Annotated in this window: 20 protein-coding genes; 13 read left to right on the forward strand and 7 right to left on the reverse strand. The window is 57.9% G+C overall.

Annotated elements, in window-relative coordinates:
- Positions 1-51 precede the first annotated feature (51 nt).
- Entirely contained in the window at positions 52-1503 is a 1452-nt protein-coding gene (locus tag C8D90_RS05670) for a tagaturonate reductase (protein ID WP_115457458.1), read from the forward strand.
- A gap of 21 nt (positions 1504-1524) precedes the next feature.
- Positions 1525-3015 (forward strand): UxaA family hydrolase, encoded by a 1491-nt coding sequence (locus tag C8D90_RS05675; protein WP_115457459.1) that lies wholly within the window; start codon positions 1525-1527, stop codon positions 3013-3015.
- Positions 3016-3075: 60 nt separating this feature from the next.
- On the opposite strand, the gene sstT is transcribed toward C8D90_RS05675, so the two are convergent.
- A complete protein-coding gene (gene sstT / locus C8D90_RS05680; protein ID WP_115457794.1) occupies positions 3076-4311 on the reverse strand; it encodes a serine/threonine transporter SstT in 1236 nt (411 codons plus the stop codon).
- 315 nt (positions 4312-4626) lie between these two features.
- A complete protein-coding gene (locus C8D90_RS05685) occupies positions 4627-5349 on the reverse strand; it encodes a glutamine amidotransferase (protein WP_115457460.1) in 723 nt (240 codons plus the stop codon).
- A 166-nt stretch (positions 5350-5515) separates the two neighbouring features.
- Here C8D90_RS05685 and C8D90_RS05690 point away from each other — a divergent pair, with 166 nt between their 5' ends.
- The gene (locus tag C8D90_RS05690) at positions 5516-6412 is read left to right on the forward strand and encodes a DMT family transporter (protein ID WP_115457461.1); all 897 of its coding nucleotides are present in this window, start codon (positions 5516-5518) and stop codon (positions 6410-6412) included.
- Positions 6413-6452: 40 nt separating this feature from the next.
- Here the strand turns inward: C8D90_RS05690 and C8D90_RS05695 are convergent, their stop codons facing one another.
- Positions 6453-7433 (reverse strand): Gfo/Idh/MocA family protein, encoded by a 981-nt coding sequence (locus tag C8D90_RS05695; RefSeq protein ID WP_115457462.1) that lies wholly within the window; start codon positions 7431-7433, stop codon positions 6453-6455.
- Between the two features lie 94 nt (positions 7434-7527).
- On the reverse strand, positions 7528-8034 hold the full coding sequence (locus C8D90_RS05700; protein WP_115457463.1) for a M48 metallopeptidase family protein: 507 nt from the start codon (positions 8032-8034) through the stop codon (positions 7528-7530).
- 91 nt (positions 8035-8125) lie between these two features.
- Here C8D90_RS05700 and rlmG point away from each other — a divergent pair, with 91 nt between their 5' ends.
- Both rlmG and C8D90_RS05710 read left to right on the forward strand, forming a co-directional pair.
- A complete protein-coding gene (rlmG, locus tag C8D90_RS05705) occupies positions 8126-9265 on the forward strand; it encodes a 23S rRNA (guanine(1835)-N(2))-methyltransferase RlmG (protein WP_115457464.1) in 1140 nt (379 codons plus the stop codon).
- Between the two features lie 104 nt (positions 9266-9369).
- A complete protein-coding gene (locus C8D90_RS05710; protein WP_115457465.1) occupies positions 9370-10551 on the forward strand; it encodes a pyridoxal phosphate-dependent aminotransferase in 1182 nt (393 codons plus the stop codon).
- Between the two features lie 14 nt (positions 10552-10565).
- Here the strand turns inward: C8D90_RS05710 and C8D90_RS05715 are convergent, their stop codons facing one another.
- The gene (locus C8D90_RS05715; protein ID WP_115457466.1) at positions 10566-12587 is read right to left on the reverse strand and encodes an oxidoreductase; all 2022 of its coding nucleotides are present in this window, start codon (positions 12585-12587) and stop codon (positions 10566-10568) included.
- A gap of 213 nt (positions 12588-12800) precedes the next feature.
- Here C8D90_RS05715 and C8D90_RS05720 point away from each other — a divergent pair, with 213 nt between their 5' ends.
- Positions 12801-13322, forward strand: coding sequence for an isochorismatase family protein (locus tag C8D90_RS05720; protein ID WP_115457467.1), 522 nt, complete (start codon positions 12801-12803; stop codon positions 13320-13322).
- A 79-nt stretch (positions 13323-13401) separates the two neighbouring features.
- Here C8D90_RS05720 and C8D90_RS05725 read toward each other — a convergent pair whose 3' ends face one another.
- Together C8D90_RS05725 and C8D90_RS05730 are read right to left on the reverse strand one after the other, a co-directional pair.
- Positions 13402-14007 carry a hypothetical protein gene (locus tag C8D90_RS05725; RefSeq protein WP_115457468.1) on the reverse strand — a complete coding sequence of 202 codons (606 nt, stop codon included), beginning with the start codon at positions 14005-14007 and terminating at the stop codon, positions 13402-13404.
- Positions 14008-14354: 347 nt separating this feature from the next.
- A complete protein-coding gene (locus C8D90_RS05730) occupies positions 14355-15287 on the reverse strand; it encodes a LysR family transcriptional regulator (protein ID WP_115457469.1) in 933 nt (310 codons plus the stop codon).
- A 345-nt stretch (positions 15288-15632) separates the two neighbouring features.
- Between C8D90_RS05730 and C8D90_RS05735 the strand changes: the two genes are divergently transcribed.
- From C8D90_RS05735 to C8D90_RS05765, 7 genes are read left to right on the forward strand one after another with little or no spacing between them, the layout of a single operon-like run.
- Complete coding sequence (locus tag C8D90_RS05735) at positions 15633-17177, forward strand: 4-hydroxyphenylacetate 3-hydroxylase N-terminal domain-containing protein (RefSeq protein WP_115457470.1); 1545 nt, start codon at positions 15633-15635, stop codon at positions 17175-17177.
- A gap of 13 nt (positions 17178-17190) precedes the next feature.
- Complete coding sequence (locus C8D90_RS05740; RefSeq protein WP_115457471.1) at positions 17191-17682, forward strand: flavin reductase family protein; 492 nt, start codon at positions 17191-17193, stop codon at positions 17680-17682.
- Positions 17683-17713: 31 nt separating this feature from the next.
- Positions 17714-18649: a VOC family protein gene (locus C8D90_RS05745; RefSeq protein WP_162844367.1), complete on the forward strand. Its 936-nt coding sequence runs from the start codon at positions 17714-17716 to the stop codon at positions 18647-18649.
- A gap of 25 nt (positions 18650-18674) precedes the next feature.
- Complete coding sequence (locus tag C8D90_RS05750) at positions 18675-19103, forward strand: cupin domain-containing protein (protein WP_115457473.1); 429 nt, start codon at positions 18675-18677, stop codon at positions 19101-19103.
- 10 nt (positions 19104-19113) lie between these two features.
- Complete coding sequence (locus tag C8D90_RS05755; RefSeq protein ID WP_115457474.1) at positions 19114-19977, forward strand: fumarylacetoacetate hydrolase family protein; 864 nt, start codon at positions 19114-19116, stop codon at positions 19975-19977.
- A complete protein-coding gene (locus tag C8D90_RS05760) occupies positions 19974-20375 on the forward strand; it encodes a RidA family protein (protein WP_115457475.1) in 402 nt (133 codons plus the stop codon). The genes C8D90_RS05755 and C8D90_RS05760 overlap by 4 nt, the downstream gene beginning before the upstream one ends.
- Positions 20376-20406: 31 nt before the next feature.
- Entirely contained in the window at positions 20407-21939 is a 1533-nt protein-coding gene (locus tag C8D90_RS05765; RefSeq protein ID WP_115457476.1) for an aldehyde dehydrogenase family protein, read from the forward strand.
- Positions 21940-21955: the final 16 nt, after the last annotated feature.

Consider the following 21955-nt stretch of genomic DNA (forward strand, 5'->3'; position numbering starts at 1 on the left):
CTGCCGGTTTTTCCGCCGCCGGATGCGGTATCTCTAAAGGTTAATCCTACAATGAACACCCTGAATCGTCGCGATTTCCCGGGGCGCCAGCACCCGGACAAAGTTATCCAGTTCGGCGAGGGCAATTTTTTACGTGCCTTCGTCGACTGGCAACTGGACCTGCTGAATGAACATACCGATCTGAACGCCGGCGTGGTGGTGGTTCGTCCCCTCAACAGTGACTTCCCGCCCTCGCTGAATACCCAGGACGGCCTGTATACCACCATCATTCGCGGCCTCAACGAGCAGGGCGAAACGGTGCGCGATTCCCGTCTGATCCGCTCCGTTAACCGCGAGATTAATCTTTATCAGGACTTTGAGGCATTTCTGGCGCTGGCGCGCGACGCCAATATCCGCTTCGTATTCTCTAACACCACGGAGGCGGGCATCAGCTATGTTGCCGAAGATCGGCTGAGCGATGCGCCACCGGCCAGTTATCCTGCCAAACTGACCCGCCTGCTTTACGAGCGTTTTAGCCACTTTGACGGCGCGGCGGACAAAGGCCTGATCCTGTTGCCCTGCGAACTGATCGACTATAACGGCGAAGCCCTGCGGGAGCTGGTATTGCGTTATGCCCGCCAGTGGGAACTGCCGCAGGCGTTCACCGCCTGGCTGGAACAGCACAACACGTTTTGCTCCACCCTGGTGGATCGCATCGTCACCGGTTACCCGCGCGATGAAGTCGCGGCGCTGGAGCAGGAGATGGGGTACCGCGACGCGTTTTGGGACACCGGTGAATATTTTTACCTGTTCGTGATTCAGGGGCCGGCATCCCTGGCCGATGAGTTGTGCCTCCGGCAATATCCGCTGAATATCCGTATCGTGGACGATATTCGTCCGTATAAAGAGCGGAAGGTGGCGATCCTCAACGGCGCCCATACCGCGCTGGTGCCGGTTGCGTATTTAGCCGGCCTGGATACCGTTGGCGAAAGCATGAACGACGCGCAAATCGCCGGTTTCGTGGAAAAAACCATTGCCGGGGAAATCGTACCGGTGCTCGATTTACCGGCGGATGAGCTGAATTCTTTTGCCGCGGCGGTGCTGAGCCGTTTCCGTAACCCGTTTATTCAGCACCAGTTACTGTCGATTGCGCTGAACGGCATGACCAAATACCGCACCCGCATCCTGCCTCAGTTGCTGGCTTACTACCGGCAGAAGGGGCAGCTTCCCGTGCGGTTAACCTTTGCCCTGGCGGCGTTGATCGCCTTTTACCGCGGTCAGCGCGGTACGGAAAATTATCCGTTGCAGGATGACGCCCACTGGCTGGAACGTTTTGCGCAGTGGTGGCCGCAGGCGGATGCCGGGCAGCTGAGCCTGCGCGATCTGACCGCCCGCGTGCTGGCGGATGAGCAGCACTGGGGGCAGGACTTGAATGACATTCCGGGGCTGACCGTGCAGGTCGGTGAACATTTACAGGCCATCGTGCAGCAGGGAATGCGGATCGCGGTTGCCGCATACTGCTGACGCGATCAGCCGGGATCTTTTATGCAAAGCGTAATCAAAATTCATCCTTCTGATAATGTCGCCGTGGCGCTGTGCGATCTTGCCGCCGGGGAAACGATTTCCGTCGGAGAGCAGAATCTCCTCTTACCGGCCGCCATTGCCCGCGGGCATAAATTTGCCCTGCATCCGCTGGCCGCGGGAGAGGCGATTGTCAAATACGGCTTGCCCATCGGGCATACGCTGGCGGCGGTGGCAGCAGGAGCGCATATTCATTCCCAGAATGCGAAGACCAATCTCAGCGATTTAGACAGCTATCAATATCAGCCTGAGTTCAGCGAACCTGCGCTGCAGAAGGCGGATCGTGACGTGCAGCTCTATCGCCGCGCCAGCGGCGAAGTGGGGATACGCAATGAGCTGTGGATCCTGCCGACCGTGGGCTGTGTCAACGGCATGGCACGTCAGATGCTGCAACGTTTTCTGAAAGAGAGCAACGATGCTGCGGAGATCGACGGCGCCTATCTGTTCACCCATCCTTTCGGTTGTTCGCAACTGGGGGATGACCACCTGAACACCCGCACCATGCTGCAAAACATGGTACGCCATCCCAACGCAGGCGCGGTGCTGGTGGTCGGCCTGGGATGCGAAAATAACCAGATTGCCGCGTTCCGTGACACGCTGGGCGCATACGATCCGCAGCGTGTCCATTTCATGGTTTGCCAGCAACAGGATGACGAGGTGGAAGCCGGCGTTGAGCACCTGCATCAGCTCTATCAACAGATGCGCGGCGATCGCCGCAGCGCCGGCAAGCTGAGCGAACTGCGTTTCGGGCTGGAGTGCGGCGGCTCGGATGGTTTATCCGGCATCACGGCCAATCCGCTGCTGGGGCGCTTCTCGGACTACGTTATCGCCAACGGCGGCACCAGCGTATTGACCGAAGTGCCGGAGATGTTCGGCGCGGAGCAGATTCTGATGAGCCGGTGCCATGATCGGGCCACGTTTGAGAAAACGGTAGCGATGGTCAACGACTTCAAACAGTACTTCATTGAGCATAACCAGCCGATCTATGAAAATCCGTCGCCGGGCAACAAAGCCGGCGGTATCACGACGCTGGAGGAGAAGTCCCTGGGCTGTACCCAGAAAGCCGGGCAAAGCCAGGTGATGGACGTGCTGGGCTACGGGGAACGGCTGAAAACGCCGGGCCTGAATTTGCTCAGCGCGCCGGGGAATGATGCGGTCGCGACCAGCGCGCTGGCCGGCGCCGGATGTCATATGGTGCTGTTCAGCACCGGGCGCGGCACGCCTTACGGCGGCTTCGTACCCACGGTGAAGCTGGCGACCAACAGCGAACTGGCGTTGAAAAAGCCGCATTGGATTGATTTTGATGCCGGGCAGCTACTGCATGGGAAGACGATGGATCAGTTGCTGGACAGCTTTGTCGATCTGATCGTCGGTGTTGCCGGCGGGAAAAAGACCTGCAATGAAGTGAATGATTTCCGTGAGTTGGCGATTTTTAAGAGCGGCGTAACGCTGTGAGGAAAGGCTGAACGGAAAGAAAAAGCGCCCGCCTGATGCGGGCGCTTTCATATTGCGCGCTTAGTTTGTCTGCGCCTGTTCCTGTTTTTGTTCTGCGGCCTGGCATGCGGCTGCGGTAAACAGCACGTCGGTTGACGAGTTCAGCGCCGTTTCACAGGAGTCCTGCAGAACGCCGATGATGAAGCCGACGGCCACGACCTGCATGGCGATATCACTGTTGATGCCGAACAAGCCACAGGCCAGAGGGATCAGCAGCAGTGAACCACCCGCAACGCCGGAGGCGCCGCAGGCGCAGACGGAGGCCACAACGCTCAGCAGCAGCGCCGTCGGCAGATCCACGGTGATGCCCAGCGTATGAACGGCGGCCAGGGTCAGCACCGTAATGGTGATGGCCGCGCCGGCCATGTTAATGGTGGCGCCGAGCGGGATTGAAACTGAGTAGGTGTCCTCATTCAGCTTCAGCTTTTTACACAGCTCCATGTTGACCGGAATATTGGCGGCGGAGCTGCGGGTAAAGAAGGCGGTAATGCCGCTTTCGCGCAGGCAGGTCAGCACCAGCGGATAAGGATTGCGGCGGATTTGCCAGAAAACGATCAGCGGGTTGATCACGAACGCCACCAGCAACATGGCGCTGACGAGCACGACTAACAGCTGCGCATACCCGCGCAGGGCGTCGAAACCGGTTTCCGCCAGCGTGGAGGAAACCAGACCGAAAATACCCAGCGGTGCGAAGCGAATAACCACGCGTACGATGAAGGTGATGCCGTAAGAAAGGTCGCCGATCACTTGTTTCGTGGTGTCGGAAGCATGGCGCAGCGCGAGGCCCAGGCCGATGGCCCATGCCAGAATGCCAATAAAGTTACCGGTGGTCAGGGCGCGGAACGGGTTGTCCACGACGTTCATCAACAGGGTCTTCAGCACCTCGACGATGCCGCCGGGAGGGGTAATGTCGTTATTGGCGACGACGAGCGCCAGCGTGGAAGGAAACGCGAAGCTCATCACCACGGCCACCAGCGCCGCAGAGAAGGTGCCCAGCAGGTACAGCACCAGAATCGGACGCATATTGGTGCGCTGACCCTGTTTATGATTGGCGATAGACGCTGAAACCAGAACGAAGACCAGGATCGGCGCCACCGCTTTCAGCGCGCTGACGAACAGTGAACCCAGCAGGCCTGCCGCCTGTGCGCCGGAGGGCCAAACCAACGCCAGCGCGATACCCAACAACAATCCCACCAGGATTTGCCCGACAAGACTTCCCTGCGTAATAAAACGCACAAAACCAGACTGTTTTTTCATAACCTGTATTTCCAATTTTTCTTTTATTATTTGTCTGATTAATTTCCGTTCAGACATGTAATTAAATGTGTTTGCTCCGCCAGTATAGGTGATCTGCGTGGTCAGATAAGCCCAATTTCTGGAAAATAATGCGGAGTTCTGCATTAAGAGGGAAATGCCGCACGAATGTGCGGCAGATATGGAAAAGGATGAAATGATTTATTCTGGTTATCCACGCTGACAGAGCGGGATTCTGCCATGTCAGTGCGGTTTAGCGTCACGATGGCGATGATTTACCCGGGTATTAATCGGGAAAAATAGGACATGCCGCACGTTTTACAGGTTTTTGACGAACGTCTGCAGAATACCCCGGCTCTCCGGCGTATCCGCAGCGGTGCGCAGGCGCTCACGGTACAGCGCCGCGTTTTCCGGATTTTCGCTTTCTATCCAGGTCAGATAATCCTGCATCACCGCGCCGCTGAATTCGGGGTGAAACTGGGTGCTGAAGACATTCGGGCGGTAACGGATGGCCTGATGGGCGTCATGCGCCGAACGCGCCAGCACGGTGGCGCCTTCCGGCACGCGCAGCACGCTTTGGGCGTGGATCATGTTGGCGCGAAAACGCACCGGCATCTGTTTGAGCAACGGGTCCTGCTGCGCGCCGGGCAGCAGCTCAACCTCCAGCGTACCGATTTCCATCCCCTGCGGGTGATAACCCACCTCGCCGCCGAATGCATATGCCATCAGCTGATGCCCGTAACAGGTGCCGAACAGCGGTAAGCCCGCGTCCGCCGCCTGACGCAGCCAAACGGCGGTTTGCTCGCTCCAGGGCAGAGCGTCGGTCACCATCGCGGGAGAACCGGTTACGATCGCGCCGCGGTAATGTTCCGGCCCGCGCGGACGTTCTCCCTGCGGCAAATTGATGATTTCCGCGCCGGCCGGGTCGATATCCCCGAGCTGTAAAAACATGTCATCGAAATTGCCGTTCGGGCCGCGTACGGGGAGCGGGGCGTCGCCCATAAGCAAGATGGCGAGGGGACGGGTCTGGGATGCGGACATGAAATCTCCTGGAAATCAGACGAAAGGGCGCTTATCAAATTAGAGGGTTTTACTGAAATTCTCCAATGCTATTACGAAATATTACCGGCGACGCGGGCGCAGTTTCATTCTTTCGTAAGTGGGGTATAGTTCGCCTACCTGCAGTGTTAATGAAGTGAGAAGAAAAATGGCCGGAAGAGCCAATCCGGTAGCGTTCGGCGGCCTGGCGGCCCTGACGTTGATCTGGAGCTATAGTTGGATCGTGATGAAATCCGTCACGCCCTATATGGGGGCGTTTGACTTCGCGGCCGCCCGCAGCCTGCTGGGCGCGCTGCTGCTGTTTGTGGTGCTCCGGGTGCGCGGAAGGGGGATGAAACCGCCGCCGTTCTGGCCCACGCTGACCATCGGCCTGCTGCAAACGGGCGGCATGACGGGATTTTCTCAGTGGGCGCTGGTCAGCGGCGGAGCGGGGAAGGTTGCGATTCTGACCTATACCATGCCGTTTTGGGTCATTCTGCTGGCGGCGTTGTTCCTCAACGAACGGATGCGGCGCATACAGTACCTGGCGATCGTCATTGCCGCGGCGGGGTTGATCCTGGTGTTGCAGCCCTGGCGGATGTCCGGTTCCTGGCAAAGCCCGCTGCTGGCGATTTTGTCCGGGGTGAGCTGGGGAGCCAGCGCCGTCCTGGCGAAGCGGGTTTATGCCCGCTATCCCTCGGTCGATCTGCTTTCCCTGACCACCTGGCAAATGGCGGCCGGCGCGCTGGTGCTGTGCGTGGTTGCCTTGCTGGTGCCGCAGCAGCCGGTGGTATGGCATCCCTACGTATTTATGGCGCTGACCTATAACGCCGTCCTGGCGACGGCGCTGGGTTGGGTGCTATGGCTGTATGTGCTGAAGAACCTGCCCGCCGGCGTTGCTGGGCTTTGCACGCTGGCCGTTCCGGTGTGCGGCGTGCTGCTCTCCTGGTGGCTGCTGGGGGAAAATCCCGGTGCGGTAGAAGGGAGCGGTATTACGTTGATTGTGCTGGCGCTGGTCGTTCTGAGCCAGGGTGGGCGCCAGAAAGCCTCGGTTCAGCGCGTTTAACGCTCGGGGAGAGCGTTCGTCCTCTCCCCCGCAATCCCTTTCAGGCCTCATCCGCCGGGAATTTAACGCCGGTTTGCCGGCGAATTTCGGTCAGCAGCTTGGCGGTAATCGGAGACATGCGCAGCCCCAGGTGTTCATATTCGTTGGAACTGATCAGCCGGGCAAACACGTCAGCCTCGTAATACATCGTGTTTTCATGCTGCGGCAGCGTAATGTTTACCGGGATGCCGCCGCGCGGCGTAAATGTCAGTTTCTGACACTCGGAAATCTTTTCGATGATCAGCGTTCCGTCTTCTCCCTGAATCTCGCTGGGGATATCTGAATTACTGACCTTAGAGTGGAAGATCACGACGTCAAAGTCGCCGTAATCCATGCAGACGCTGCCGTGCGCATCAACGCCGGATGCCAGCAGCGAGGCGTTCGCCTTTAGCGACAACGGCTCACCGAACAGAAACACGGCGCTGTTCAGGCTGTAGTAGCCGATATCCATGATGGAACCGTTGGAGAATTCGGGATTGAACGTGTTCGGGTTCTGTCCGTCCAGATAACGCTGATAGCGGGATGAATACTGGCAATAATTGAAAAAGACCTTACGCAGTTTCCCTACCCGCGACATCGTTTTTTGCAGCGAAATAAAATTGGGAATACAGGCGGTTTTGAACGCTTCGAACAAGACGACCTGATTTTCCCGCGCGCAGGACACCATTTGTTCTGCTTCGCGCAGGTTGGACGACAGCGGCTTTTCACAAATAACGTGCTTCTTGTGCCGCATCATCAGGAGCGACTGCGGGCAGTGCAGGGAGTTCGGGCTGGCGATGTAAACCGCATCAACCTGATCGCAGCGGGCAAGTTCCTCAAGGGAGTCGAAACACAGAGTGACCTGGTTGGGCGCCGCGAAAGCCTGGGCCTGCTCCAGAGTACGGGAGTAAACGGCGGTTAATTGAAATTTGCCCGTCTCTATGGCGGCATCGATAAAACGTTGGGTAATCCAGTTAGTGCCGATAACGGCCAGGCGAATCATGGGTGTACTCCTGAAAGCTAAATCATTTTTTCAGAGTAACACAGGAACGAAACCGTTTTTTGTGCCTGACACACGTAATTGGCATCTGTACGTGTTACCCGTACAGCGTGCCGCATAGCTCCAGATGTGTCAGGTAAAGACGGGTGTCGAATTCCAGCTGGTGATAGCCGGGTTCCATGTGGCAGCACAGGGCGTAAAAAGCCTTGTTGTGATCCTTTTCCCGCAGGTGGGCCAGTTCATGCACCACGATCATGCGTAAAAACGCTTCCGGCGCGGTTTTGAACACGGTCGCCACGCGGATTTCCGCCTTGGCTTTCAACTTGTTGCCCTGAATCCGTGAAACCGCGGTATGCAGGCCCAGCGCATTTTTCAGTACGTGGATTTTGCTGTCGTACTGCACTTTACTGATGGGAGAAGCATTGCGCAGATATTGATTTTTCAGCTCTGTAGTGAACTGATACAGCGCGCGGTCGGTGGTAAAGTCATGTGTGTCGGGATAGCGCTTCAGCAGGACTTCGCCCAGGCGATTTTGCGCCAGCAGTTGATGCACCTGCTGTTGCAGATGCTCCGGATAGCCGGTCAGATAAGTCAGTCGCTCCATCTCGCTCCCCTTCAGGTACAATAGCGCCCTATTGTACGGCATGAGCGCGGGACGCATGCCCGTTTTTTTGTTTTATCCATCGGGAGGGGCCATGGGCCAACTGGAACTCGGAGAGAAGCGGCTGGAGCTTGAGCGCTATCCGCCGCAGGCGGGAGATGAGTCACTGCAAGCCTGGGAAGCGGCGGACGAATATCTGCTGCAACACGCGGACACCGGCGCCGTCGGCGAAAGACCCGTTCTCCTGTTTAATGACGCTTTCGGCACGCTGGCCTGCGCCCTGAACGGGCACCGGGTGTACAGCATCAGCGATTCCTACATCAGCCAACTGGCGACGCGGCATAACCTGCGGCTTAACGGCATCGGGCAGGACGATGTGACGCTGCTGGACAGCCTGGCTCCGCTGCCGCCCGCTCCGGCGCTGGTGCTGATCAAAGTTCCCAAAACCCTGGCGCTGCTGGAACATCAGCTTCACGCCCTGCGTGACGTCGTGGCGCAAGACACCGTGATCCTCGCCGCTGCCAAAGCGCGCGACATTCATACTTCCACCCTGCAACTGTTTGAGTCGCTGCTTGGCGCCACAACCACGTCGCTGGCATGGAAAAAATCCCGCCTGATTTACTGCAGGCCGGAGCCGCGTACGGCGGGTGAATGGCAGCCGTTAACCCGCTGGGCGCTGGACAATACGGATTGTGAAATCAGTAACTATCCCGCGGTGTTTTCCCGCAGCGGGCTGGATATCGGGGCGCGTTTCTTCATGGAACACCTGCCCGCCGGTCTGGAGGGAACGCTGGCCGATCTTGGTTGCGGCAACGGGGTTATCGGGCTGACGGCGCTGGCGAAAAACCCGCAGGCGCAGGTGCTGTTCTGCGACGAGTCTTACATGGCGGTGGCGTCCGCGCGGCTCAATGTGGAAAACAACCGGGCGCAGGATGTGTCCCGCTGTGAGTTTCGCGTGAACAATTCGCTGGCCGGCGTGGAGAATGACAGTCTGCGCGCGGTATTGTGCAACCCGCCGTTTCATCAGCAGCATACTATTACCGATCACGTGGCCTGGCAGATGTTCGCCGATGCCCGGCGCTGCCTGACGACCGGCGGCGAACTGTATATTGTCGGGAACCGTCACCTGGATTATTACCAGAAAATCAAAAAGTTATTTGGTAACTGCGTCACCGTGGCGAGCAACCGGAAGTTCGTCATCCTCAAAGCAGTAAAAACGGCGCGCCGGCGATAAGTGAATGTTAAGTCATATTTTGTGCATAGATAGTTGATTTTGTCGGTATTGGATAGGTATTCTGAGCCCTGTTGTCGTGTTTATTTGATTACAGGGAATTTGTTATGGATCGTCGTACTCTGCTCAAATCATCCGGCCTGCTGCTTGGCGGGCTGTCGCTGGGAGGCGTGCTGAACCGCGCCCTGGCGCAAAATCAGGCTTCGGTGAGTGTCTCCGGTTCGATCGCCGCTGCGGTCGTGCCGACGGAAACAGCGCCGTTGTTGCTCAATTTCAATGAAAACTCGCTGGGTATGTCCGCGCAGGCGCGTCAGGCGGTCATTGATGCATTGCCCGGCGCCTTCCGCTACCCCGATGCGGCGCGCGAGGCTCTGATTGAGCGCCTCGCGGCGCATTATCAGCTCAAAACGGAAAACATCACGCTGGGCAACGGTTCGTCTGAGACGATTCAGGCCGTGATTCAGGCCGCGGTGGCCCGCGCGCAGCAGCAGCAGAAAAAAGTACAGCTGGTGGTGCCTGATCCGACCTTCAATTACGCGGAACTGTATGCGAAGCCGCTGGGCGCAGAGATCGTCAAGGTGCCGCTGAATGCGCAACTGGCGTTCGACCTGGACGTGATGCGGCAAAAAGTCAGCGGGTTCGACGGGCATTCCATCGTCTATTTGTGTAACCCGAATAACCCGACGGCCACGATTACCCCGGCGGTCAGCCTGGAAGGATGGATCAAAGAGGCGCCGGCCGACACGTTGTTCATCATTGACGAAGCCTATGCGGAGTTCGTCAGCGATCCGGCATTTAAAAGCGCGGTCGGTTTGGTCAGCGCAGGGCAGAAAAACGTGGTGGTGACCCGCACGTTCTCGAAAATTTATGCGCTGGCCGGGCTGCGCATCGGCTATGGCATTGCGGATGCCGCGCTGATTGCAGAAACGGAAAACTTCGTCTCCCTGGACAACACCAACACGGCCGGTGCCGTGGCGGCGCTGGCTTCACTGGACGATAAAACGTTTGTCGAAGTAAGCCGTAAATCTGCGGACGTTTCCCGCGCCATCGTCACCAAAGCGCTGGATGAACTGGGGCTGGAATACCTGCCTTCTCAGGCCAACTTCGTGTTTCATAAAGTGAAAGGCGAAGTGAAAATCTATCAGGATCGCATGAAACAGCACCATGTGATGGTCGGGCGGGAATTCCCGCCCGCGCTGGGCTGGAGCCGCCTGACGCTGGGAACGCCGGCTGAAATGGAAGCCTTCGTGCGCGTGCTGAAGGACTTCCGCGAAAAAGGCTGGGTGTAACGCCCCGCCGGGTTTCAGAGGCTTAATCCCAGACGGGTTCCCTGATCGATGGCGCGGCGCGCGTCCAGTTCGCGCGCGATGTCCGCGCCGCCGATCAGGTGAACCTGTTTCCCCCTGTTCCGCAACGGCGTTAGCAGCTCCTGCTGAGGCTCCTGCCCGGCGCAGATGATCACGTTATCCACTGGCAGGCACTCAATTTTGTCTTCCCGCAGCAGATGCAATCCCTGCTCGTCGATATGATGATAAACCGCGCCGTTAATCATGGTGACGCCGCGCATTTGCAGGCTGGCGCGATGGATCCAACCCGTGGTTTTGCCCAGCCCTTCGCCGACTTTGCCGGTTTTACGCTGCAACAGATAAATTTCGCGCGCGCTGTGCGGCGGATGAGCGCCGCCGGAAGACAGCCCTCCGCGTTGATGCAACTGGGTGTCGATTCCCCACTCTTTGGCGAAGGTCATGCTGTTCAGGCTGGCGGATGGCCCCTGCTGGCTGAGGAATTCGGCGGTATCAAAGCCGATGCCGCCGGCGCCGATAATAGCGACCCGTTTGCCGACCGGGTGTTTGTCGCGCAGCACCTGCAGATACGTCAGCACATGGGGAAGATCGCTGCCGGATAACGCAATCCGGCGCGGCGTGATGCCGGTGGCGAGGACGATTTCGTCGAAGTCTTCCAGCATCCGGACGTCCGCCCGCACGCCCAGCCGTTGTTCTACGCCGTGCAGGATCAGTAACCGCCGGAAATAGCGCAGGGTTTCATGGAATTCTTCTTTGCCGGGTATCTGCTTTGCCACGTTAAACTGGCCGCCGATTTGGCTGTCCGCTTCGAACAGGGTGACCCGGTGCCCGCGTTGGGCCGCTGTGGTTGCGAAGGCCAGACCCGCCGGCCCGGCGCCCACCACGGCGATATGTTTAATGCGCAAGGCGGGCGTCAGCACCAGCTGGGTTTCATGGCAGGCCCGCGGATTGACCAGGCAGGAGGTCAGCTTATGCTCGAAAATCTGGTCAAGGCAGGCCTGGTTACAGCCGATGCAGGTGTTGATTTCATCAATGCGGCCCTGTTCGGTTTTGCGCACGAAGTAGGGGTCCGCCAGGAAGGGGCGCGCCATGGACACCATATCTGCGCAACCGTCCGCCAGCACGGCTTCCGCAACGTCGGGATGGTTAATGCGGTTGGTGGTAATCAGCGGAATACCGACTTTGCCCATCAGCCTGCGGGTGACCCAACTGAAACCGGCGCGCGGAACCATGGTGGCGATGGTCGGGATACGCGCTTCATGCCAGCCGATGCCGGTATTGATCAGGTTGGCGCCGGCGTTTTCCACCTGCTGCGCCAGTTGTTCAATTTCCTGCCAGTCGGAGCCATCCTCGACCAGATCCAGCATCGACAGGCGGTAGATAATGATGAACTCCCGCCCGACGGCGGCACGCACCCGGCGCAGGCATTCCAGGGCGAAACGCATCCGGTGTGAAAAATCGCCGCCCCAGGCATCGCTGCGCTGGTTGGTGCGCGTGGTCAGGAACTGATTAATCAGATAGCCTTCGGAGCCCATGATCTCCACGCCGTCATAGCCCGCGTGCTGCGCCAGCCGGGCGCATTGGGCAAAGTCGGACAGGGTTTGCTGGATCATGTCCTCGCTCATTTCTACCGGAGGGTAGGGGTTGATCGGCGCCTGTATGGCGGAAGGCGCATGAGGTTGGGGCTGATAGCTATAGCGGCCGGCATGCAGGATTTGCAGGGCGATTTTCCCGCCGGCGGCGTGGACGGCGTCGGTAATGGTGCGGTGATAGGGGAGCTGGGATTCATGATCCAGCACCAGGGCGCCGGCATAAACCACACCGTGTTGGTTGGGCGCGATGCCGCCGGTTACGATCAGCCCGACCCCGGCCTGCGCCCGCTCCGCATAAAAAGCGGCAAGGCGCTGGCTGCCGTCCGCCCGCTCTTCCAGGCCGGTGTGCATAGATCCCATTAATACCCTGTTTCTCAGGGTGGTAAAGCCGAGATCCAGCGGCGCGAGCAGGTGTGAATAGCGGTTCATAACATTTTCCTTCTTAAGGCGTCGCGTAACTCCTCTCATCCAGTGGTCGGATGAGTGTAATGGACTAAATTTAGCTGCTATCGGCGGCTTTGACAGCGAAACGTTAATGAATTGTGACAATACTCAACATTGCCGCAGCGTGGGGCAATCGTTCATACTGCTTCCTGGTCTGGGATGTGATACCGGCGCATGCGTTGCCGGAAGAGGTGTGTGATGAAAAAGCTGTTGATTGTCGTTGATATGCAAAATGCGGTTTTCGACGGAAATCCCCGTTATGACAGGGAAGGCGTAACCGGGCGCATCAATGCGCTGGCCCGCGCCGCCGACGCGGTGATTTTTATCCGCCATGAGGAAGAGGGCATGATGCCGGGCAGCGATGGATGGCAAATTCTGCCGGAACTGCATCAACCGGCGGGAAGTCATTACGTCGGGAAAACGGCCTGTGATGCGTTCTACCGGACCGGGCTGGATGACCTGCTGGGCCAGCTGCGGCCGGAGCGGCTGACGTTATGCGGCTGCGCGACGGATTACTGCCTGGACACCACCATCAAAAACGCGGCCAGCCGGGGCTATGCGCTGACCGTTGCCGCCGATGCGCATACTACGGCGAATCGCGGTGAACTGCGTGCGCCTCAGCTCATTGCACATTACAACGACGTGTGGGCTAACCTGATCATTCCTGGTAATGAAATTGACGTTAAATCAACAGAACATATTCTGGCGGCGTGGCGTTAACAGTCAGATATAAAAAAGCCGCGGCGGAATATCCGGCGCGACTTTTTCGTTAGTTTAAAAATAATTTTAAATTAAAAAATTAGTTTTTAACTTTTACAGATTTCCAAATCAGATCAGCAACGTCGGAAACGTTATCTGAACCCTGAGCCATGCTCTGCACGGAAATCATTTTGCCATCGATGATGGTCAGGAAAGAATCCATCGGAATGTTCACGTCGCCTTGCTTGATGTCAGCTGCGAAACGCAGGAATTTGCTGCCATCTTTGGTGATCATTTCTTTGTTCTTGAAGTTGATGTTCGGGTACTGAGCTTTCAGTGAACCTTCCATCTGCGCCATACCGTCTTCCAGCGCCTTGTCGGTGATCTGACCGGCCTGAGCAGGCAGGCTCAGTTCGATAACGGTGACGAACTGCTTGTCGCCCTTACTGTACAGCTTCATTTTCATTTGTTCGCTGTTAGCCGGGGATTGCTTAGCTTCGAACCCTTCCGGGACAACCAGAGTCATCTTGCCGTTAGCCAGGGTTTCGCTGGTGCCTTTAAACTCTTCAGTAGCCGGTGCGCTGGAGGCGCTTTGTGAACTGGCTGCCGGAGGCGTTGCGGTTTCCGGTTTCTTGTCGCCGCTGTCGCATGCAGCCAAACCGCCGATTGCCAGAGCCAGTAAAGTTACTTTAAAAATCCGATTCATGATGAGGCAATTTCCTTATAAACAGAGTGTGGAGGTAGTAAACGCATATTAGGTTATCACTAAATGCGTAAGCAAGTGAACAGATGAACGTTGATCGCCCTGTGAATAACGGGATTAGTATAGCAGCAACTTTGTTATTCGGAGTAATCCTGTGTCTGGTCTTGGCCGGGCGCGGTAAATACGGGTTGTGTCTGGTAAATTATCGCTGTAATTAATCTGATTAGTAATGTGGATTTAAAAAATGGCACTGAGATGATCTGAAATACGATAATAGTTTGCTTTTTATCCTGCCGGTAATAGCCGTTTTTTCGCCTCGGATAAATATTATCTTATCAGTAAAGTGGGACTTATCCTTTTTCATAAATATTTTTCAATGTGGCAATCAGCAGCATTGCGCTGGGCGATAATGCCTGATTTTTCATGTGCATGATGCCAACCGGATGAACCAGTTTCGGGATCGATGGCGGCAGAACAGCCAGCACGCCAAGGCGGGCATAATAATGCGCGACCACGGAGGGCAGAAAGGCCACGGCATTGCCGTGTTGCAGGATCCCGACGTTAATCATGGTGGAAACGGATTCGATGTAATCGCTGGGCAGGGCCAGCCGGTGGCGGCGAAATTCTTCTTCAATGGGCTGGCGCATCAGTGAAGCATGCGGCGGCAGGATCCACGGAGAGTGGCGCAGTTCATCCCAGGTAACGTGTTTTTTTTGCCCGAGCGGATGATGGCTGCCGGTCGCCAGCACCATATTGTCCTGATAGAGAAAGAGGGTTTCTACGTCGGAAAGCGGGTCGTCTTCCGGCAGCAGGCCGACGATCACTTCAATTTCTCCCTCGCGCAGCCTGGGTTTCAGGGTATCCATAGAGCCTTCGATGATGGAGATCGCGGTGACCGGCGACTGCGTTTTCAGGGCGGCGATGGCTTTTGGCAGTACGGCGACCGCGGCGGCGGGCAGGGCGCCGACGGTGACCTTTCCTTCAACGCCGGAAATCAGCGCGCGCAGCTCGTCCCTGGCTTTACCCAGTTCCGCAAGGATGCGTTTGGCATATACCACCAGGCTGCCGCCGTAGATAGTCGGCTGCATGCCGTGTACCGTCCGGTTAAACAGCTTCAGGCCGATGTTGTTTTCCAGCTCCGACAGCGCTTTTGAAACGGCCGGTTGTGAGACGTGCAAATATGTCGCTACTTTGCCGACGTTGCGCAGATCGTCCAGCGCCACCAGCAATTGCAGGTGGCGCAGCTTGAGCTGCGAGCGTATGTACCAGTCCAGTGAAGCCATAAATCAACCTTAGCGCAGGTATCAGGGAACCCCTCATCGCGATTGGGGTAATGCAGCGTTTTGTCTTGTTTTATCCAGGATTCACCACGGAGCGATGCCGGCCGTGAAAAATGCGTGAGGGATAGTTATATAACCAGTTATTTTTCAATGCATATGGTTTATGCGATTCCATTTATTAAACTCAGACAGTTGTCACAATATTACCAAACAGTAATAAACAATGTTTTAACATTCATTGGACTCCACCGTGCCTTCAGGCCAAAACTGCCCGAAAGCGACTCACATGGCCGCTGCTACCGGACAGTCCGGTAAGTGGCTGAATATGCGGAAAAAAGGAGTCTGACAATGAACGATAAGTTACATCCCGCGCCTTTGTTGCCTTTCACCGGGGCCGAGTATCTGGAAAGCCTGGATGACGGGCGCGAAGTATGGATATATGGCGAGCGTGTAAAAGGCAACATCGCCGATCACCCGGCATTTCGCAACTCAGCGCGCATGGTCGCCCGTATGTATGATGCGTTGCACGATCCCGCCCGGCAGGATCTGCTGACAGTGCCGACCGCCAACGGCGGCTTCACCCATCGCTTTTTCCAGGCCGCCCACAATGCGGATGAGCAGGTGGCAGCGCGGGACGCCATCGCGGAGTGGCAGCGCATCAGCTGGGGCTGGATGGGGCGCTCGCCGGACTACAAAGGGGCTTTTCTCGGAACGCTCGGCGCTAACGCCGCGTTTTATAAGGGATTTGAAGATAATGCCCGCTACTGGTATCACAAGGCGCAGGAGCGCAACTGGTTTATCAACCATGCGGTGATGCATCCGCCGGTTGACCGCGAACGCCCCACCGCCGACGGCACCGACGTTTTCGTGCATGTCACGCGTGAAACCGATGCCGGAATTTACGTCAGCGGCGCCAAGGTGGTCGCCACCAACTCCGTATTAACCCATTACACCTTCGTCGCCCATATCGCGCAGGTGCCGATTGCCGACCCGAACTACGCGGCGGTCTTCATGGTGCCGGTCAATGCGCCGGGTTCCAAGCTTATTTGTCGTGTGTCCAATGAATACCGTGCCGCGGTGCTGGGGTCGCCCTTCGACTATCCGCTCTCTTCACGCGTGGATGAAAACGACGCCATTCTGGTTCTGGATGATGTCTTTATTCCATGGGAAGACGTGTTCATGCACGGCTCCGTGGAGCAGGCGAATAAGTTCAACGTCGGTTCCGGGTTCCTGGAACGCGCTTCGCTGCACGGTTGTACCCGCTTCGCGGTGAAGATGGACTTCCTGCTCGGCCTGCTTTCCAAAGGCCTGGATATTACCGGTTCGAAAGTGTTCCACGGCGTGCAGTCCAAGCTGGGAGAGATCGTCGCCTGGCGCAACACGTTCTGGGCGCTGTCCGACGCCATGTGCCACAGCACCGTGGACTGGAACGGTATGGTACGCCCCAATCCGCATTTCGCCGGCGCCTACCGGGTAATGAATCAGCTGGCGATGCCGACGGTGAAAAACGTCATCGAACAGGTAATGGGCAGCGCCCTGGTCTACCTCAACAGCCACGTTTCAGATTTCCTCAACCCGGAAGTGAAGCCTTATCTCGATAAATACGTGCGCGGCTCCGGCGGCATCGGCGCCGAAGAGCGGGTGAAAGTGATGAAGCTGCTGTGGGACGCCATCGGCACCGAATTCGGTTCACGTCATGAACTGTATGAAATCAACTACATCGGCAGCAATGACGTCACCCGCCTGACCAACCTGTGGACGGCGCAGGGCACCGGCGTGATGGATCAGTGCCGGCAGTTTGCCGAGTCCTGCATGAGTGAATACGACCTGCACGGCTGGACGGTGCCGGATCTGGTCAACCCGGACGACGTCAGCATTCTGAGCAGACGGTGAGGAGGGGGAAAGTATGAGCGAACACGCAACGACAGAGGCCGCCGCCATCGGCGCGCAGGACTTCCGCCGGACGCTGGGGCAATTCGCCACCGGGGTTATCGTCATCACCACCGAACATCAGGGTGAAATTCACGGCATGACCGCCAATGCCTTTATGTCCGGCTCCATGTCGCCGCCGCTGGTGATTGTCTCGGTGGACAAACGAACGCGTATGCACGGTTATCTGCGGCTTGGCGGCCACTACGGCGTCAGCGTGCTGGCAGGCGATCAAGAGGCGATGAGCCGCCATTTCGGCGGGCAGCCGCAGCATAACCACACGGTCAACTTTTCCCGCCGCGGCGGTCAGCCGGTGCTGGACGGCGCGCTGGCGTGGATCGCCGCCCGCATCGTTCATGAATATGACTGCGGCGATCACACGCTGTTCGTCGGTCACGTCAACGCGCTCGGTCATGCGGAAGGCGGGGATGCGCTGGGGTTTCATCGGGGCCGCTATACCGCGCTGTAAGCGCCGGTTGTTAACACGGGAGGAAAAACGTATGACAGCGAAAGCGCAATCCCTGGCTTATGTTGCGTTTCAGGTTACCGATCTGGCGCTGATGCGGCAGTTTATGACCGATTTCGGTATGTATCCCGCAGGGGCCTGCGACGATGGCGACACATTGCTGATGCGTGGTGTTGGAACGACGCCGGTGATTCACGTTTCTCACCTGGGCGAAGATAACCGCTTTCTGGGGCTGGCGCTGAACGTGTCCTCAGCGGAGGATCTGCGCTTCTTGTCGAACCAGCCCGGCGCGTCGGCGATTGAGGATAACCCGCTTCCCGGCGGCGGGCAGCGCGTACGCCTGCGCACGCCGGACGGCATTGAAATTATCGCCCTGCACGGCGTTCAGCCGGCGGCTCCCCTGCCGGTGCGTTCCGTGCATTTGTTTAACAACGCCGCGGAGCAGCCGCGCGTGAATAATTCGATTCGCGCACGGGCGGCCATCGCGCCGGTGCTGTCGCTCGGCCACTGCGTGCTGCGCGTCAGCAACTGCCGGGAAAGCAGCGACTGGTTCACCCACCATTTCGGCATGGTGATCTCCGACTTCATCAGCACGCCGGCGTTGTATCCCATCGGCGCCTTTATGCGTTTCGATCACGGCGAGGCGCTGGTCGATCACCATTCGCTGCTGATTAACGAAGCTGACGAAATCGGACTGCATCACTGCGGGTTTGAAGTGCAGGATCTCGACGCCGTCTACACCGCCCACGAATACCTGATGGAACAGGGGTATGAGCTGGAATGCGGCGTCGGACGCCATCTGCTGGGCAGCCAAATCTACGATTACTGGCGCGATCCGTTCGGCAACCGGGTGGAGCATTACACCGATGGAGACAGGGTGAATCACCATCATCAGGCGACGCATTTCACCGGCAGCGGCGACGGCACCACGCAGTGGGGAATGAAAGTGCCGCCCTCCTTCTTTTCTTAACGTCAGACCGATCAAGGAACAGGCTATGGATAACAGCAAAATTCACATTAACACCCCGGTGGGGGAAGTTTTGGTTCGCCGCGAAGATCTTGATCCGGACAAATGGATGTTGTTCGAGAAAACCGGACTGCGTCAGTACGTGTTATGGGTGCATCCGGAAACCGGAGCCAGCGTGGCGCTATTGGACTTTCCCGCCGGCTCCGGCGTGCCGGAGAGGCATCGCCACGCATCCAATCAGTTCATGTACTGCCTGGAGGGCGAGTACCGCTATGAGGGCAGCAATCTGACGCTGAAGCCGGGGGATTTCTATATGAATCCCAAAGGCTCTTATCACGGGCCGACCCGCGCGGTAACGCGCAGCCTGCTGCTGGAGGTTTACGACGGCCCGCACTATTACGAGAAGCCGGAATATCACTCGGAAGAGACCATCGGAAAAGTGGTGTCGGAAGGATAGGGAGAAGGCGATGAAGCTGGCAAGTTATTGTTATCACGGCATCAGCGGTTACGGCCTGGTGGAGGACGACGGGATTTTCGATCTCACTTCGCGTTTGGGGGCGGATTATCCGGACCTGAAAAGCGTGTTGACGGCGGGAGAGGCGATTCTCGGCACCCTCCGTGAGATGGCGGAACGCGGTGGGCCGCGGTTGGCGAAGGAGAGCGTGACGTTTCTGCCGGTGATTGAGAATCCGGGCAAGATCGTCTGCGTCGGCCTCAATTATGAGGCGCACCGGCTGGAAACCCGCCACGACAAAACGCAGTACCCGACGCTGTTTTTGCGCACCGCTACGTCGCAAACCGGACACGATACGGCCATCATCCGGCCGTACGGCTCAGAGCAGCTTGATTTCGAGGGAGAAATTGCCCTGGTTATCGGCCGCGGCGGGCGGCGTATTTCCCCCGAGAACGCGTTGGAGCACGTGGCCGGTTATGCCTGCTACAACGACGCTTCGGTACGCGACTGGCAATTTCATACTCAGCAATGGACGCCGGGCAAAAACTTCGATGCTACCGGCAGCTTCGGTCCGTGGCTGGTTACCCGGGGCGAGATTGCCGATGACGCGGTGATGACGCTGGTGACCCGCCTGAACGGCCAGGAAGTACAGCGCACGACGACGAAATACCTGATTCGCGGGTTTGCGGATTTGATCGCCTATATCTCCGCCTTTACCACGCTGGAGCCGGGGGACGTCATCGTTACCGGTACGCCGGGCGGTATTGGATCGCGCCGTACGCCGCCGCTGTTTATGCAGCCGGGAGACGTGGTGGAAGTGGAGGTGGATCGCATCGGCGTGCTGCGCAACATCATTCAGGCGGAGGAAACGCAATGAGCGGAAAACGGCGGATATACAGCAGTGACGTGACGGAACCGGCTGACGGCCTGTGGTCGAATGCCCTGTTGATTGGGCAACAGCTGTTTATTTCCGGGATGACTGCACGCGGAAAGGATACGAACGTTATTGAGGGTGATGACGAGTATCAGCAGGCGCTGACGGTGTTTCGCAAGATTCGCCATTTGGTTGAAGCTGCCGGCGGGCGCATGGACGATGTCGTCAAGATGACCATTTTCGTGACCCGGATCCAACACAATACCGAAGTATGGCGCGCGCGCCGTGAGTTTTTCAGCGGGGATTTCCCCGCCTGCACGCTGGTGGAAGTGAAAGGCCTGGCGCGGGCGGATATTTTACTGGAAATCGAGGCCACGGCGATCGTGGGGTGCTCCGCGTGAGAGGCGTGCGCAATAAAGGCGAGGTAATAATATGATCTATAAAGATAAAGTATTTGATGAGCTGGGGTTGTCCGAACTGAATTCCGGCGCCTATTGCAGCACGGCGGGATGGGCCGCCGCCGGGGAAGAGGGCGCATTTGAGGCGCTGAACCCGGCAACGGAAGCCTGCGTAGCGCGGGTTTGCGCGGCCACGGCGCAGGATTATGAAGCGATCGTCGCCTGCGCTCAGGGCGCGGTGTTACGCTGGCGGCGGGTGCCTGCGCCGCGCCGTGGCGAGTTGATCCTGCGGATTGGCGAACTGGTGGCGCAACATATGGATGCGCTGGCGCAACTGGTGTCGCTGGATACCGGGAAGTCGCTGGCTGAGAGCCGGGGCGAACTGAAAGAAGTGGTGGACATGGCGACGCTGGCCGCCGGTCAGTCACGCATGATGTACGGCTATACGCAGCAGTCCCAGCGCGTCGATCACCGCATGTACGATCAGTGGCTGCCGCTCGGGGTCATCGGCATTATTTCCGCCTACAACTTTCCCGCTGCGGTATGGGCGCAAAACGGGTTTTTGTCCGCTATCGGCGGCAATACGGTGATCTGGAAGCCCAGCCCGAAAGTGCCGTTGACCGCTATCGCCATGCAGCGCCTGGCTAATCAGGCAATGACGGAGTTTAATCAGCCGGGCGTATTTTCCCTGTTTATTCCGCACGATAACGATGTGGCGGAGAAGCTGGTGGCGGACACGCGGGTGGCGATGATCTCCTTTACCGGTTCTACCAGCGTGGGCAAAAAGGTGGCGGATATCGTCGGCAGTACGCTGGGGCGCCGCTATATGCTGGAATGCTCAGGCAATAATGGCTGTATCGTGGATGAAACTGCCGATCTGGAAATGGCTGCCGCGGCGCTGGCCTTCGGCGCGGTAGGGACTTCCGGGCAGCGCTGCACCAGCACCCGGCGGGTTATCGTGCATAAGTCGGTGAGTCAGCGGCTGGTTGATTTGCTGTGTCAGGCCTGGCAGCAGATTCCGGTCGGCGATCCGGCGCGGGAAGAGACGTTGGTCGGCCCCCTGGTCGATCGTGCGGCGGTTACCGATTTCGAAGATGCGGTGGCGCAAGCGCGGGAACTGGGCGGGGAAGTGGTATTCGGCGGCCACCGTATGGCGCTTGACGGGTATTTCGTTGAGCCCACCATCATTACCGGAGCGCGCAACGAATGGCCCTGCGTGCAGCGCGAAACGTTCGCCCCGATTCTGTACGTGATCGAATACGACACGCTGGATGAGGCGATCGCGTTGCATAACGGTGTCGCTCAGGGGTTGGCGTCGGGGATTCACAGCACCAATCTTTCCAATATTGAACGTTTCCTGTCTGCTTCCGGAAGCGACTGCGGCATCGTACGCGTCAATATGGGCACTACGGGCGCGGACGTTGGCGCGGCATTCGGCGGGGAAAAAGAAACCGGCGGCGGACGCACCGCGGGTTCCGATGCCTGGAAAGGGTATATGCGGCGCCAGAGCGTGTGTATCAACTGGGGCAAAGAAACCGCCTGGGGTCACAAGTTCAGCTTTCGCTGAGGGGGGCTCAGCGGGA

Origin of the sequence: Enterobacillus tribolii, assembly GCF_003363015.1 — a bacterium.
Lineage (GTDB): Bacteria > Pseudomonadota > Gammaproteobacteria > Enterobacterales > Enterobacteriaceae > Enterobacillus > Enterobacillus tribolii.

Excerpts from the sequence above, each read along its gene's own strand:
- C8D90_RS05740 (WP_115457471.1), top strand. The coding sequence starts at position 17,191 with ATGAGCGAACACGCAACGACAGAGGCCGCCGCCATCGGCGCGCAGGAC.
- C8D90_RS05730 (WP_115457469.1), bottom strand. The coding sequence starts at position 15,287 with ATGGCTTCACTGGACTGGTACATACGCTCGCAGCTCAAGCTGCGCCAC.
- C8D90_RS05765 (WP_115457476.1), top strand. The coding sequence starts at position 20,407 with ATGATCTATAAAGATAAAGTATTTGATGAGCTGGGGTTGTCCGAACTG.
- C8D90_RS05710 (WP_115457465.1), top strand. The coding sequence starts at position 9,370 with ATGGATCGTCGTACTCTGCTCAAATCATCCGGCCTGCTGCTTGGCGGG.
- C8D90_RS05690 (WP_115457461.1), top strand. The coding sequence starts at position 5,516 with ATGGCCGGAAGAGCCAATCCGGTAGCGTTCGGCGGCCTGGCGGCCCTG.
- rlmG (WP_115457464.1), top strand. The coding sequence starts at position 8,126 with ATGGGCCAACTGGAACTCGGAGAGAAGCGGCTGGAGCTTGAGCGCTAT.
- C8D90_RS05720 (WP_115457467.1), top strand. The coding sequence starts at position 12,801 with ATGAAAAAGCTGTTGATTGTCGTTGATATGCAAAATGCGGTTTTCGAC.
- C8D90_RS05700 (WP_115457463.1), bottom strand. The coding sequence starts at position 8,034 with ATGGAGCGACTGACTTATCTGACCGGCTATCCGGAGCATCTGCAACAG.
- C8D90_RS05750 (WP_115457473.1), top strand. The coding sequence starts at position 18,675 with ATGGATAACAGCAAAATTCACATTAACACCCCGGTGGGGGAAGTTTTG.
- C8D90_RS05670 (WP_115457458.1), top strand. The coding sequence starts at position 52 with ATGAACACCCTGAATCGTCGCGATTTCCCGGGGCGCCAGCACCCGGAC.
- C8D90_RS05745 (WP_162844367.1), top strand. The coding sequence starts at position 17,714 with ATGACAGCGAAAGCGCAATCCCTGGCTTATGTTGCGTTTCAGGTTACC.
- C8D90_RS05755 (WP_115457474.1), top strand. The coding sequence starts at position 19,114 with ATGAAGCTGGCAAGTTATTGTTATCACGGCATCAGCGGTTACGGCCTG.
- C8D90_RS05685 (WP_115457460.1), bottom strand. The coding sequence starts at position 5,349 with ATGTCCGCATCCCAGACCCGTCCCCTCGCCATCTTGCTTATGGGCGAC.
- C8D90_RS05735 (WP_115457470.1), top strand. The coding sequence starts at position 15,633 with ATGAACGATAAGTTACATCCCGCGCCTTTGTTGCCTTTCACCGGGGCC.
- C8D90_RS05760 (WP_115457475.1), top strand. The coding sequence starts at position 19,974 with ATGAGCGGAAAACGGCGGATATACAGCAGTGACGTGACGGAACCGGCT.
- C8D90_RS05725 (WP_115457468.1), bottom strand. The coding sequence starts at position 14,007 with ATGAATCGGATTTTTAAAGTAACTTTACTGGCTCTGGCAATCGGCGGT.
- sstT (WP_115457794.1), bottom strand. The coding sequence starts at position 4,311 with ATGAAAAAACAGTCTGGTTTTGTGCGTTTTATTACGCAGGGAAGTCTT.
- C8D90_RS05715 (WP_115457466.1), bottom strand. The coding sequence starts at position 12,587 with ATGAACCGCTATTCACACCTGCTCGCGCCGCTGGATCTCGGCTTTACC.
- C8D90_RS05695 (WP_115457462.1), bottom strand. The coding sequence starts at position 7,433 with ATGATTCGCCTGGCCGTTATCGGCACTAACTGGATTACCCAACGTTTT.
- C8D90_RS05675 (WP_115457459.1), top strand. The coding sequence starts at position 1,525 with ATGCAAAGCGTAATCAAAATTCATCCTTCTGATAATGTCGCCGTGGCG.